Below are 13,467 nucleotides of genomic sequence, written 5' to 3'. Positions count from 1 at the left end.
AAATAATGCCTAAACGTACGGATATTAAAAGCATCTTAATTATTGGTGCTGGTCCTATTGTTATTGGTCAGGCTTGTGAGTTTGACTATTCTGGTGCTCAAGCATGTAAAGCGCTGCGTGAAGAAGGTTACCGCGTTATTTTGGTAAACTCGAACCCTGCGACCATCATGACTGACCCTGCAATGGCAGATGCAACTTATATCGAGCCAATCACTTGGCAGACTGTTGCAGCAATCATTGAAAAAGAACGTCCAGATGCAGTACTTCCGACCATGGGTGGTCAAACTGCATTGAACTGTGCGCTTGCATTAGATGCCAACGGTATTTTAGCCAAATACAATGTTGAATTAATTGGTGCAACCAAAGACGCGATTGAAAAAGCCGAAGACCGTAAATTGTTTGATGAAGCAATGCGCAAAATTGGTCTTGAGTGTCCAAAAGCAGCAATTGCTGAATCTATGGAAGAAGCACTTGAGATTCAATCTCGCTTTGGCTTCCCTGTGATTATTCGTCCATCATTCACCATGGGTGGTTCTGGTGGCGGTATCGCATATAACAAAGAAGAATTCCTTGAAATCTGTGAACGCGGTTTCGATCTTTCTCCAACCAAACAATTATTGATTGATGAATCACTTATTGGTTGGAAAGAATATGAGATGGAAGTTGTACGTGATAAAAACGACAACTGTATCATCGTATGTTCAATCGAAAACTTTGACCCAATGGGCGTGCACACTGGTGACTCAATCACCGTTGCTCCTGCGCAAACTTTGACGGACAAAGAATACCAATTGATGCGTAATGCATCTTTAGCAGTACTGCGTGAAATTGGTGTAGAAACAGGTGGTTCTAACGTTCAGTTCGGTATTTGCCCGAATACTGGTCGTATGGTTGTGATTGAGATGAATCCACGTGTATCTCGTTCATCTGCACTTGCATCTAAAGCCACTGGTTTCCCAATTGCAAAAGTTGCAGCGAAATTGGCTGTGGGTTATACCCTTGATGAACTGAAAAATGACATCACAGGCGGTACCACTCCTGCGGCATTTGAACCATCAATTGACTACGTTGTCACTAAAGTTCCACGTTTCAACTTTGAAAAGTTCCCTCAAGCAGACGCGACTTTAACCACGCAGATGAAATCTGTAGGTGAAGTCATGGCGATTGGTCGTAACTTCCAAGAATCTGTAAACAAAGCCCTTCGTGGTTTAGAAACTGGCGCTTGTGGTTTTGACGAACAAATTGAAGTGGGTGCTGAAGGCGCACGCGACAAGATTTTAGTTGAATTGAAAGTTCCAGGTCCTGAGCGTATTTGGTACGTGGCAGACGCATTCCGTCACGGCTTTAGCTTGGACGAAGTTTTTGAAGCGACCAAAATTGACCGTTGGTTCTTAATTCAAATTCAAGACATCGTTAACACTGAAAATGAAATCAAAACTTTAGGTTTTGGCGATCTAAACGCTGACAACATCCGTTCGTTCAAACGTAAAGGTTTATCTGACTTGCGTATTGCGAACTTGATGGGAATTTCACAAAAGCAATTCCGTAAACACCGTTGGAACTTGGGCGTAACCCCAGTTTACAAACGTGTGGATACCTGTGCTGCAGAGTTTGAATCTGACACAGCATATATGTATTCAACTTACGATGAAGAGTGTGAATCAAATCCTTCAGCGAAAGACAAGATCATGGTGATTGGCGGTGGTCCAAACCGTATTGGTCAAGGTATCGAATTCGATTACTGCTGTGTACACGCTGCGCTTGCAATGCGTGAAGATGGTTTTGAGACCATCATGGTGAACTGTAACCCTGAAACAGTATCTACCGATTACGACACTTCAGACCGTTTGTACTTTGAACCAATTACTTTGGAAGATGTACTTGAAATCGTACGTACTGAAAAGCCAAAAGGCATTATCGTACAGTACGGTGGTCAAACTCCATTGAAATTGGCACGCGCTTTAGAAGAGGCAGGTGCGCCAATTATTGGTACATCACCAGATGCAATTGACCGTGCAGAAGACCGTGAGCGTTTCCAGCAAATGATTCAACGTCTGCAATTGCGTCAGCCTAACAACAGCATTGTAAAATCTGCTGAAGAAGGTATCGCAGAAGCAGCGAAAGTGGGTTACCCGCTCGTTGTTCGTCCATCTTATGTATTGGGTGGTCGTGCAATGGAAATCGTGTATAACGAAGAAGAATTGAAACGCTACTTGCGTGATGCAGTTCAAGCATCTAACGATGCACCTGTACTGTTAGACCGTTTCTTGGATGATGCGATTGAAGTTGACGTAGACTGCGTATCTGACGGTAAAGATGTGGTGATTGGCGGTATTATGCAGCACATCGAACAAGCAGGTATTCACTCTGGCGACTCAGCATGTTCAATTCCACCTTATTCATTGTCAGATGAAGTACAGGACGAAATGCGTCGTCAAACTGTTGCAATGGCAAAAGAGTTGGGCGTTATTGGTCTAATGAACGTACAGTTTGCAGTGAAAGGCAATGACGTTTATATCTTGGAAGTGAACCCACGTGCATCACGTACTGTTCCGTTCGTTTCTAAGTGTATTGGCGAATCATTGGCTAAAGTTGCAGCACGTTGTATGGCAGGTCAATCTTTAGAAGCACAAGGCTTTACTAAAGAAATTATTCCGCAACACTTCTCTGTGAAAGAAGCTGTGTTCCCATTCAACAAGTTCCCTGGTGTAGACCCTGTGCTTGGGCCTGAGATGAAATCTACAGGTGAAGTGATGGGTGTGGGCAAAACTTTTGGTGAAGCATTCTATAAAGCTGTGTTAGGCTCGAATGATCGCTTACCAGGAATCCCAACTGAAGGCGAAGTAAAACATGCATTCTTATCTGTACGTGAGTCAGATAAACCGCATGTGGCGCGTATTGCAAAACAATTGGCTGATTTTGGCTTCAAACTTGTTGCAACGGGTGGTACGCATAAAGTCATCACCGATGCAGGTATTGAGTGTGAACGTGTGAATAAAGTGACTGAAGGTCGCCCACACATTGTAGACCGCTTGAAAAATGGTGAGATTCACCTCATCATCAATACTTCTGAAGGCAAACAAGCTCAGCAGGATTCATTCTCAATCCGTCGTTCTGCATTGCAAGGTAAAGTGTATTACACCACGACCTTGAATGGCGCAGATGCTGTATGCCAAGCCTTAGCGATTAAATTACCAATGGATGTATATCGCCTGCAAGATCTTACTGTAGGTTAATACATTTCAATAAAGTCCCGTCACCTTTCGGGTGGCGGGCTTTTTTCATTTATAGACTTCAATATTTTTAAAGAGGGACAACATGCAACGTTATCCTATGACGCCTGAAGGTAAACACGCTTTAGAGCAAGAATTACAACAACTTAAATCGGTTGAACGTCCACGTATTACTGCAGCGATTGCAGAAGCGCGTGAACATGGCGATTTAAAAGAAAATGCTGAATACCATGCCGCACGTGAACAGCAAGGTTTCTGCGAAGGTCGTATCCAAGACATCGAAGGTAAATTAGGCGCTTGCCAAGTAATTGATGTTAAAGAATTGGAACAAAACGGACGTGTGGTTTTTGGTGTGACTGTGACCATTGAAAACCTAGACACCGAAGAGCAAAAAACCTACAAAATTGTAGGTGATGATGAAGCTGATTTTAAAATCAATAAAATTTCAGTGAATTCGCCTATTGCACGCGGTTTGTTGGGCAAAAATGAAGGCGATGAAGCCAAAATTGTCACTCCGCAAGGCGAAGTGGAATATGAAATTGTGAATGTAGAATATCTTTAAGTTTTAATAAAGATGACTACACGCGATGCCCCTCTTTGAGGGGTTTTTTATTGCCTATAAATCATACAGCCGAGCTTATAGATTATACTGCGATAAAAATAGAGGAAAATAAGATGGAAAATCGCATCATTCATGCATTTGTTTATGCGCTTTCTGGGGCTGTGTTAGGACTGATTTTAATTCCAGTCTGGGGACTCTTTATCAATACACAAACCAGTCCTGTCAGTATCGTATTGGCATCATCACTCTTTTTTGCTATTTGGGGATTCTTATTTCCAAACAGTGTTAAAAATGTTTTTATGTATTTGTGGAATTTTTTAAGATAGATACTTTAAGCTTTCAAATCACTAAAGTGTAGTGGTCAACTAATATTTTGAACATTCCCTCTCCTTCTAGGAAAGGGCTAGGGAGAGGTTCAAAATTTCAGATATAATCCCCTCATCTCTCCACACGAAAAAACGATGTCCGAAACGCTGATTAATTCCCCTGTTAAACACTGGTGCGAATTTGAGTTCATCTCCAAAACTGTGAAAAACCCCAACATCCACATCAAAGGCAATTACTCTTATTATTCAGCCTATTGGGATCAGGGTTTTGAACGTTGTGTGGTGCGTTATTTACATGACAAACCTGCAACAGCAGACAAGCCAATTGATCAATTACATATTGGCAATTTTGTCTGTTTTGGTGCGGAATGCGTGATTATGATGGGTGGCAATCAATTGCATCGCAGTGACTGGGTTTCGGCTTTTCCGTTTGATACTCGCAGTTTTGTTGCGGCAGGTGATACCACAATTGGCGATGGCTGCTGGATTGGCAGTCGCGCCATGATTATGCAAGGTGTTGAACTAGGCGAAGGTGCAATTGTGGCGACAGGTGCAGTGGTTACGCAAGATGTACCGCCTTACGCTATTGTGGCAGGTGTGCCTGCCAAAGTAATTAAATACCGCTTTAGTGAAACAGAGATTGCTCAACTTTTGGCGCTAAAACTGTATGATTTTGATGAAAAATATTTACTGAAAATCCGCGAACAATTGCAGAGTAATGATGTCAATCAACTGATCGATTTTTTGACAAACACGCAAACAAAAAATGACTAAAACTTTAGTTGAATTGAAAGCACAGCTTCATAATTTCATGCTAAATTAAGGTGAAATAAGGACTTACAGCACTCAATTATCTTTATGAAATTACTGGGTTTTATTCTATATGAATTCAGCGTAAGATAAGACAGGACTCAGAGCGAATATTTTATTAAAGTATTGAAATTACAATAAGGAGAAACACTCATGGCTTACCAAAACATCCTCGTACCAGTGGACGGTTCTGAAACTTCTTTTGCCGCTGTTGCAAAAGCTGCTGAACTTGCAAAAGCATTTGGTAGTAAAATCACTGTGGTACAAGTACTTACACTTGACCCGTATATTGCTGCAGAATACATCACTGCAAACCAAACCAATGACTTGATTGAACGCGCTCGCGCTTCTATCGTAAAAACTTTAGAAGAAGCAAAGCAAAAATTCACTGAACAAGGTGTTGAAGCTGAAACTAAACTACTTGAAGGTCAAGTCATTGCACGCGAAATTACCAATGCTGCAAAAGAGTTAAATGCTGACCTTATCGTGATTGGTTCACATGGCCGCACTGGCTTGAAAAAATTATTCTTAGGTAGCGTTGCGCAAAGCATCCTAAGTGAAGGTACAACACCTGTATTGGTTGTACGTCAATAAGATTGCGTGTTCCTCATTTCTACGGAAGTGAGGAACTTCCCCTCTCATTTAGATTTCTTTGTTTGTTCTAAAATTTTTATTTGCAGCACTCTATTCAGCAAATTTTCTCAGTATCACCATATCTCAATATTAAACGCTCGATTTAGCAGCTCAGTTTAATTCTGCCATTGGTATTGTTTTAAATTCACCTTTTCTGCAATTACCACAATCCCTTCTTCCTGTAATTTTAAAGTTTGTATATTTTCTCCTTGGGCGTTTAGTTTGCTTAGGCTAATTTTTCCTTGCGCATTAATCACCCGATGCCACGGCACAGTATGTTCTGCCGATAAATGCCTGAGGACATAACCGACCAAACGTGCATGTTTGGGCAGACCCGCTAGGCGTGCCACTTGCCCATAGGTCGCAACCTGACCTGCTGGAATCAAACACACCACGTTCAAAATCATGTGTGCTAATTCATCACTCGGTTTACGGCTTAACGTTGTTTGCATCTATCCACTCGCATTCATTTAGCCTATAAAAAAGGAGCGACTGGCAGCACTCCTTTTGTTTATAAAACTTGATTTTTAAGTCAGTTAAATTGCGGCATTGAATGTATCACAATCACTGATCAAGCCTGATTTTAAGCCAGTCTGGAACCATTGTACGCGCTGTGCACTGGTACCATGCGTAAAGCTATCAGGCACGACTTGCCCACGTGCACGTTTTTGTAAATAGTCATCGCCAATTTTATGTGCCGCATCCATTGCTTCTTCAATATCACCTTGTTCGAGGAATTGAGTACGTTGATGGTTATGATGCGCCCACACTCCCGATAAACAGTCCGCTTGTAATTCCTGACGTACCGAAAGCTGATTACCCTGTACTTCGCTGACTTGCTGACGTGCTTTATGCACTTGTTCTGAAATCCCTAAAATGGTCTGAATATGATGACCAACTTCATGCGCCACCACATAGGCTTGAGCAAAATCGCCCGCCTGATCATTTCGGCTTAATTCAGTCTGATTTTGTTCACCACCAATGCCCATTTGCTGACGCATGGCTTGGAAGAATGAAGTATCAATATATACTTTTTGATCGGCAGGACAATAAAATGGCCCCATTGCCGATTGTGCCGTACCACAGCCAGAATTGACCACACCTGTAAATAACACCAGTTTAGGTGGTATATATTGGCTATTTAACTGCTGCTGAAACACTTGTGACCACGTATCTTCTGTATCGGCCAAAACAGTGCCCACAAACTCCATCGCCTCTTGTTGTTCAGGAGTTGGATTATCTAAACCTTTAGTTTCAGCACTTTGCGCATGTGAGGTGACTTGCTTGGTCGCTTGATAAGCCGATTGCGGATCGATGCCAAAGAACTTCCATGCAACAAAGGCCACCACTAAGCCCAAAATACTGATACCGCCCGCTTTTGCTCCACCGCCACCACGGCGGTCTTCTACATTCGTGCTAACTCGACGACCTTTCCAACGCATTATTCTTATCCTTCTCTTAAACTCTGATAATAGATTAAGCCGATTTAGACTTTGACCACACTTTTTGAACAAGTGCGACCACAATCACCACCAAGATGCCTGCCAAAATACCCACGACAAGGTTCATCAACATTGGCGTGACTGAACCTACAATACTGCCCATCGTTGGGATGTCTTGTACATACTCTACCGTATCTTCTGTGAAATGGTGCACAAAAGGAATAGCATGATTGATAATTCCTCCACCAACCAAGAACATCGCTGCAGTACCCACCACAGATAAAGTCTTCATTAAAATTGGAGCAAATGCCAGTAAACCACTCCCAATACGTTGTTTAAAATTGGCAGCTTGTTCTGTGAGGTATAAACCAATGTCATCAATTTTGACAATTAACGCAACGAACCCATAGACACCCACCGTCATGGCAATCGCAATTAAACTTAATACTGTCACTTTGGTTAGAAAGCCTGCCGCAGCCACAGTCCCCAAAGAAATCACCACAATTTCCGCCGATAAAATAAAGTCAGTACGCACAGCACCTTTAATTTTTTCGGTTTCATAAGCCGCAAGGTCTTGCTCAGTTTGAATTAGCTCAAGTTGCGCTTCTTTAGCCGTTTGGGCTTTTTTGTGTTGTAAGGTGTGCATGATTTTTTCCACACCTTCATAACTTAAAAATAGACCACCAACCACCAATAAAGGATTGATTAACCACGGCGCAACGACACTAATTAATAACGCGAGCGGTACTAAAATTAGCTTATTGATGAATGAACCTTTAGCCACACGCCATACCACAGGCAACTCACGCTCTGCACGTACACCACTGACTTGCTGCGCATTCAACGCCAAATCATCGCCCAAAACCCCTGCGGTTTTTTTTGCAGCCATTTTGCTCATAACTGCCACATCATCTAAAACTGTTGCAATGTCATCTAATAAAAGTAATAAGCTGCTCGCCATTGCGTTGTTATCCTTATATGATTTTCAAGTTATTTTAAAACTGAATTTATATAGGGTCTGTATTTACTTCATTAATTTTTACAGCAAAATTTTTTACAGTAAATTCTATTCAACTCACTTAAGGAAGTGACATTGAAAAATGTTATGCCTTACAATGTAGCAATTCATCGGTACATAGATGTCGTAGATACGACTTGGAATAAAAAATGAGTAATCAAGATAATCGTCCTGTGATTTTGACAGGCGATCGTCCAACTGGACAACTACATTTAGGTCACTTTGTGGGTTCTTTACGTTCACGTGTAGGTTTACAAGACTCACATCATCAACACCTGTTACTTGCCGATGCTCAAGCCTTAACTGACAATGCCGATAACTTTGAAAAAGTCCGTCGTAATATTATTGAGGTAGCAACCGATTATTTAGCGGTGGGGATTGATCCAACAAAAACCACCATTTGCGTGCAATCTTGCCTGCCTGCATTAAACGAACTCACCATGTTGTATTTAAACTTCGTGACTGTGGCACGTTTGGAGCGTAACCCAACCATTAAATCTGAAATTCAGATGCGTGGTTTTGAGCGTGATATTCCTGCAGGTTTCCTGTGCTACCCTGTAGCTCAAGCAGCCGATATTACTGCATTTAAAGCAACGGTCGTTCCTGTAGGTGAAGACCAAATTCCAATGATTGAACAGACCAATGAAATTGTGCGTCGGGTGAATCGTCAAATTGGTCATGACTTGCTACCTGAATGTCAGGCATTGTTGTCAAATGTCGGACGTTTACCTGGTTTTGATGGTAAAGCGAAAATGTCAAAATCACTGGGCAATACCATTGTGTTAGATGCCACAGACAAAGACATTAAAAAAGCTGTCAATGCAATGTACACCGACCCAAATCACCTGCGTATCGAAGACCCAGGTCAGGTTGAAGGCAACGTAGTATTTACTTATTTAGATGCCTTCGATACCAACAAAGAAGAACTTGAAGAACTGAAAGCGCATTATCGTCGTGGTGGTTTGGGCGATGGTACGGTGAAAAAGCGTTTGGAAGGCATTCTAAAAGAATTGATTGGGCCGATCCGTGAACGTCGTATCGAACTTGCTAAAGATCCTGACTACATTATGGATATTTTGAAAACAGGCACCGACAAATGCCGTGATATTACCCAGCAAACTTTAGATGAAGTGAAAGCTGGCTTGGGTGTATTCCGCTTCTAAGCATTTTGTAGATACAAATATTTTAAAGCCTCTTATTCACATGAATAAGAGACTTTTTATTTGAGTGAAAAATCAACACAAGCTGACTCGACTCACAAAAAACACTTATTACTTACGTGATTTAACATCACGTAACCTGAATACTGCGGAATAGTATTCATTCTCAGTTTAGTATACTTACATGCTTTAGGAGCAATCCTAATTTCATAACATTTCTCCGTTATCGAAGCTGTGAAAGCAGATTCGTTTTTCATACGCAATGATCACCCCAATCATTGCGTATTTTTTTTATTTGAATCAGCTGTTTATACAGCTTGTACAACAATAAAAATAATTTCCCGAGATGCAAAAACTACTTGAACGGCTTTGTCGCACAAAGATTTCATAACTATATGATTTAAAAGTTTTGATTATTTTTTGATACAAAATTAAATTTATTTAAATCAGATGCTTACATATTTATGCAACAAAGCAATACCAAATTAACTCTTATCATATACTTTATCTCTCAAATGTGGCTAATTTTTCAACATAAAAAATCCCCAAAATTGGGGATTGAGTACTGAATAAAATCAAGATCTTCAAAATTTGTTATTTAAGCAAACCTTGATCTTTTAATACTTGCCACATGGTAGAACCCAATTCAGCAGGGCTACGCGTATAAGCAATTCCAGCACGCTCAAAGGCTGCAAATTTTTCTTCCGCAGTGCCTTTACCGCCTGAAATAATTGCACCCGCATGTCCCATACGCTTACCTTTAGGTGCTGTCACTCCTGCAATATAACCCACCACAGGTTTGCTAACATTCGACTGGATATATTCCGCAGCTTCTTCTTCTGCCGTACCACCAATTTCACCAATCATAACAATCGCATCGGTGTCTGGGTCGTCTTGGAACAATTTTAAAGCATCAATTTGGTTCATACCTGGAATTGGGTCACCACCAATCCCGATACAGGTCGATTGCCCTAAGCCTAATTTGGTGGTTTGTGCCACAGCTTCATAGGTCAAAGTACCTGAACGTGAAATAATGCCAATTCGTCCTGGTTGATGAATATGCCCTGGCATGATGCCAATTTTACATTCACCTGGTGTAATCACACCTGGGCAGTTTGGTCCCACCAAACGTGTACCATTGCCATTGGTTTCTAAATAACGCTTGGCTTTGAGCATGTCGATGGTTGGCACACCTTCCGTAATCACCACAATCAAACCCACGCCTGAATCGACTGCTTCTACAATCGAATCTAAAACAAACGGTGCAGGCACATAAATCACCGATGCATCTGCACCTGTTTCACGTACAGCTTCTTTCATGGTGTTAAATACAGGTAATTCCAAATGGGTTTGACCACCTTTTCCTGGCGTTACCCCACCCACCACTTTAGTTCCATAATCAAGTGCTTGTGCTGAGTGAAAAGTACCATTTTTACCAGTGAAACCTTGTACCAATACTTTGGTGTCTTTATTAATTAATACGCTCATCCTGATTCTCCTTAAGCTTTCACTGCAGCAACAATTTTTTCTGCGGCATCAGACAAGCCGTTTGCAGAAATAAGTTTTAATCCTGATTCATCGAGTAATTTTGCACCAAGTTCCGAGTTGTTCCCTTCTAGGCGAACCACTACAGGTACCGTCACATTTACTTCCTGAACCGCTGCAATAATTGCTTCCGCAATCATGTCACAACGTACAATTCCACCAAAAATATTAATCAGTACGCCTTTAACCGAGTGATCTGCCAAAATAATTTTAAAGGCTTCAATTACGCGTTCTTTGGTTGCACCACCACCTACATCCAAGAAGTTCGCAGGCTGACCACCATAGAGTTTAATAATATCCATAGTCGCCATCGCTAAACCTGCACCATTCACCATACAACCGATATTACCTTCTAAAGCAACATAGTTCAGGTCAAATTCTGATGCACGCAATTCACGTTCGTTTTCTTGTGTTTTATCGCGCAGTGCCAAGACTTCTGGCAAACGATACAGCGCATTGGAATCAATACCGACTTTGGCATCGACACATAAAATCTCACCATTTTCACGTACAGACAATGGGTTAATTTCAAATAAGGCAAAATCATTGTCGATAAATGCCTGATAAGCCGCTGTCATAATCTTCACAAACTGCGTGATTTGACTGTCTTTGAGTTTTAATGCAAAAGCCACTTCACGTGCCTGAAATGGCAATAAACCCACTAAAGGATCAACTTCTACTTTAATAATTTTTTCTGGGGTTTCTTCTGCCACTTTCTCAATTTCAACACCACCTTCAGTAGATGCCATAAAAGTGACGCGACGGCTAGAACGATCTACCACTGCACCCAAATACAGTTCACGCTCTACAGGATAAACATCTTCAGCCACTAAAATACTGTTTACAGGCTGACCATAGGCATCGGTTTGATAGGTGACCAAACGTGTTCCTAGAATTTGGTTGGCATAGTCTGCTGCTTCTTGTGCAGATTTTACGACCTTCACGCCGCCCGCTTTACCGCGACCACCTGCATGCACCTGAGCTTTCATCACCGCAAATTTACCGCCCAGTTGCTCGAAAGCTTGCACGGCTTCTACGGCTGTAGTTGCCAAAATGCCTTCTTGTACTGGCATACCATATTTTTTTAATAGCGCTTTTGCTTGATACTCATGTAGATTCATTGACTAACCTTTTACTACTTCTTTTATTCAGTTCTCACCACCCGCATCAAATCTGGGTTTGATCTTGGTCTTCCATGGTGGTGCTATTTTCTATGCTCTTTATTTTTAGATGATTATTCCCACAAACACAACCATCAAATGTAAAAAGAGCGGCCTAAGCCGCTCTTTTTAGTGTTATTTGCGTTTACGCTGAATCGCGTGAATCGCACGCCCATCCACCGCTAAAGCAGCTTCATGCACTACTTCAGAGAAAGTTGGATGACCAAATGTCATTAATTGTAAATCTTCAACTGAAGATACAAATTCAAGGGCAATCATACCTTGGTGAACAATGTCAGACGCTGCAGGGCCAATTACATGCATGCCCAATAGACGATCTGTTTTTGCATCTGCTACAAACTTCACAAAGCCTGCACCTTCACCAGCAGCTAAAGCACGACCATTTACAGCGAAACCGAATTGACCAGTTTTCACTTCATGACCTTTTTCTTTGGCTTGCTCTTCAGTTAAACCTACCCACGCCGCTTCAGGGTGTGTGTAAATCACTGAAATGATGGTGTCGTAGTTCACTTGTGCAGCATGGCCATGAATACGCTCAACAGCCATCACGCCTTCTTCCATTGCTTTATGTGCAAGCATTGGACCACGCACCAAGTCACCAATTGCATATACACCTTCAACAGAAGTTGCACACCAATCGTTCACTTCAACTAAACCACGTTCAGTCAGTTTAATACCACAGTCATCAGCCAATAAGCCTTCTGCATAAGCACGACGACCTACACAAACGATTAACTTGTCAAAAGTTTGTTCTTTGTCTTCGCCGCCTTGGGTATATTTAACAGTCACTTCACGACCGTTAATTTCAGTACCTGCAACTTTTGCACCGATACGGATGTCCATACCTTGCTTAGTCAACAGTTTTTGGTAGTCTTTAGCCAATGCTTTGTCAGCCATTGGTAAGAATGCATCCATTGCTTCAAATACTACAACTTCTGCACCCAAACGACGCCATACTGAACCAAGCTCAAGACCAATGACACCTGCACCAATCACACCTAAACGCTTAGGTACTTCAGCGAACTCAAGTGCACCTGTTGAATCAACAATCAGGTCTTGATCTACTGGCGCTACAGGAATGTTAACTGGTACAGAACCTGTCGCAAGAATGACATATTTAGGCTCTAGAACCTGAGTTTCACCTTCGTGAGAAACGAACTCAACTTTCTTGCCAGCAAGTAATTTACCTGTACCTTTTAACCACTCAATACCGTTACCTTTTAATAACTGATCAATACCGCCAGTCAATTGGTCAACGATTTTGTCTTTTCGTGCTAAAAGTTTTGCAAGGTCAAACTGTACTTCGCCTGTGGTGATACCGTGATCAGCCAAGTGATGCACTGTATCTTCATAACGATGTGAAGAATCAAGCAATGCTTTAGATGGGATACAACCCACGTTTAAGCATGTACCACCTAAAGATGGTTTGCCTTTATGAATACGTTTTTCGATACACGCAACTTTAAAACCAAGTTGTGCAGCACGAATTGCCGCTTCATAACCACCTGGGCCACCGCCAATAACAACAAGATCAAATTGTTGAGACATTTTTATCTC

At 41.7% G+C, this 13,467-nt stretch carries 12 protein-coding genes; 6 read left to right on the top strand and 6 right to left on the bottom strand.

Annotation, left to right across the window (positions count from 1 at the left end; all coding sequences use genetic code 11):
• Positions 1–5: 5 nt before the first annotated feature.
• From carB to FTV52_RS05935, 5 genes are all read left to right on the top strand, one after another.
• Positions 6–3,236, top strand: coding sequence for a carbamoyl-phosphate synthase large subunit (gene carB, locus FTV52_RS05955; RefSeq protein WP_004972166.1), 3,231 nt, complete (start codon positions 6–8; stop codon positions 3,234–3,236).
• 82 nt (positions 3,237–3,318) lie between these two features.
• Positions 3,319–3,795, top strand: a complete 477-nt coding sequence (gene greA, locus FTV52_RS05950) for a transcription elongation factor GreA (RefSeq protein ID WP_004972169.1) — start codon at positions 3,319–3,321, stop codon at positions 3,793–3,795.
• A gap of 113 nt (positions 3,796–3,908) precedes the next feature.
• Positions 3,909–4,121, top strand: a complete 213-nt coding sequence (locus FTV52_RS05945) for a hypothetical protein (protein ID WP_004972171.1) — start codon at positions 3,909–3,911, stop codon at positions 4,119–4,121.
• Positions 4,122–4,256: 135 nt separating this feature from the next.
• Entirely contained in the window at positions 4,257–4,895 is a 639-nt protein-coding gene (locus FTV52_RS05940; RefSeq protein WP_096901002.1) for a CatB-related O-acetyltransferase, read from the top strand.
• Positions 4,896–5,084: 189 nt separating this feature from the next.
• Entirely contained in the window at positions 5,085–5,525 is a 441-nt protein-coding gene (locus FTV52_RS05935) for a universal stress protein (protein ID WP_019836772.1), read from the top strand.
• A gap of 155 nt (positions 5,526–5,680) precedes the next feature.
• Here FTV52_RS05935 and FTV52_RS05930 read toward each other — a convergent pair whose 3' ends face one another.
• From FTV52_RS05930 to FTV52_RS05920, 3 genes are all read right to left on the bottom strand, one after another.
• Positions 5,681–6,016 (bottom strand): MGMT family protein, encoded by a 336-nt coding sequence (locus tag FTV52_RS05930; RefSeq protein WP_004972177.1) that lies wholly within the window; start codon positions 6,014–6,016, stop codon positions 5,681–5,683.
• Positions 6,017–6,100: 84 nt separating this feature from the next.
• Positions 6,101–7,006 carry a neutral zinc metallopeptidase gene (locus FTV52_RS05925; RefSeq protein WP_104853154.1) on the bottom strand — a complete coding sequence of 302 codons (906 nt, stop codon included), beginning with the start codon at positions 7,004–7,006 and terminating at the stop codon, positions 6,101–6,103.
• Positions 7,007–7,040: 34 nt separating this feature from the next.
• A complete protein-coding gene (locus FTV52_RS05920) occupies positions 7,041–7,967 on the bottom strand; it encodes a DUF808 domain-containing protein (RefSeq protein ID WP_004972181.1) in 927 nt (308 codons plus the stop codon).
• Between the two features lie 206 nt (positions 7,968–8,173).
• On the opposite strand from FTV52_RS05920, the gene trpS reads away from it, so the two are divergent.
• Positions 8,174–9,187 (top strand): tryptophan--tRNA ligase, encoded by a 1,014-nt coding sequence (gene trpS / locus FTV52_RS05915; protein ID WP_004972183.1) that lies wholly within the window; start codon positions 8,174–8,176, stop codon positions 9,185–9,187.
• Between the two features lie 591 nt (positions 9,188–9,778).
• On the opposite strand, the gene sucD is transcribed toward trpS, so the two are convergent.
• The 3 genes from sucD to lpdA all read right to left on the bottom strand — a co-directional run bounded on the left by sucD (position 9,779) and on the right by lpdA (position 13,458).
• Positions 9,779–10,672 (bottom strand): succinate--CoA ligase subunit alpha, encoded by an 894-nt coding sequence (gene sucD, locus FTV52_RS05910; RefSeq protein ID WP_136144279.1) that lies wholly within the window; start codon positions 10,670–10,672, stop codon positions 9,779–9,781.
• A gap of 11 nt (positions 10,673–10,683) precedes the next feature.
• A complete protein-coding gene (sucC, locus tag FTV52_RS05905; protein ID WP_179988550.1) occupies positions 10,684–11,850 on the bottom strand; it encodes an ADP-forming succinate--CoA ligase subunit beta in 1,167 nt (388 codons plus the stop codon).
• 174 nt (positions 11,851–12,024) lie between these two features.
• On the bottom strand, positions 12,025–13,458 hold the full coding sequence (lpdA, locus tag FTV52_RS05900; RefSeq protein WP_179989243.1) for a dihydrolipoyl dehydrogenase: 1,434 nt from the start codon (positions 13,456–13,458) through the stop codon (positions 12,025–12,027).
• Between the last annotated feature and the right edge of the window lie 9 nt (positions 13,459–13,467).

Origin of the sequence: Acinetobacter sp. YH1901141 (assembly GCF_013416935.1) — a bacterium.
Taxonomy (GTDB): Bacteria; Pseudomonadota; Gammaproteobacteria; order Pseudomonadales; family Moraxellaceae; genus Acinetobacter; species Acinetobacter towneri.
The sequence above is the reverse complement of the archived record's forward strand: the minus strand, read 5'-3'. Positions and strand labels throughout refer to the sequence as shown.

Bases quoted from the DNA above. Each gene is read 5' to 3' on its own strand.
- carB (WP_004972166.1), top strand. From the start codon at position 6: ATGCCTAAACGTACGGATATTAAAAGCATCTTAATTATTGGTGCTGGT.
- greA (WP_004972169.1), top strand. From the start codon at position 3,319: ATGCAACGTTATCCTATGACGCCTGAAGGTAAACACGCTTTAGAGCAA.
- FTV52_RS05945 (WP_004972171.1), top strand. From the start codon at position 3,909: ATGGAAAATCGCATCATTCATGCATTTGTTTATGCGCTTTCTGGGGCT.
- FTV52_RS05940 (WP_096901002.1), top strand. From the start codon at position 4,257: ATGTCCGAAACGCTGATTAATTCCCCTGTTAAACACTGGTGCGAATTT.
- FTV52_RS05935 (WP_019836772.1), top strand. From the start codon at position 5,085: ATGGCTTACCAAAACATCCTCGTACCAGTGGACGGTTCTGAAACTTCT.
- FTV52_RS05930 (WP_004972177.1), bottom strand. From the start codon at position 6,016: ATGCAAACAACGTTAAGCCGTAAACCGAGTGATGAATTAGCACACATG.
- FTV52_RS05925 (WP_104853154.1), bottom strand. From the start codon at position 7,006: ATGCGTTGGAAAGGTCGTCGAGTTAGCACGAATGTAGAAGACCGCCGT.
- FTV52_RS05920 (WP_004972181.1), bottom strand. From the start codon at position 7,967: ATGGCGAGCAGCTTATTACTTTTATTAGATGACATTGCAACAGTTTTA.
- trpS (WP_004972183.1), top strand. From the start codon at position 8,174: ATGAGTAATCAAGATAATCGTCCTGTGATTTTGACAGGCGATCGTCCA.
- sucD (WP_136144279.1), bottom strand. From the start codon at position 10,672: ATGAGCGTATTAATTAATAAAGACACCAAAGTATTGGTACAAGGTTTC.
- sucC (WP_179988550.1), bottom strand. From the start codon at position 11,850: ATGAATCTACATGAGTATCAAGCAAAAGCGCTATTAAAAAAATATGGT.
- lpdA (WP_179989243.1), bottom strand. From the start codon at position 13,458: ATGTCTCAACAATTTGATCTTGTTGTTATTGGCGGTGGCCCAGGTGGT.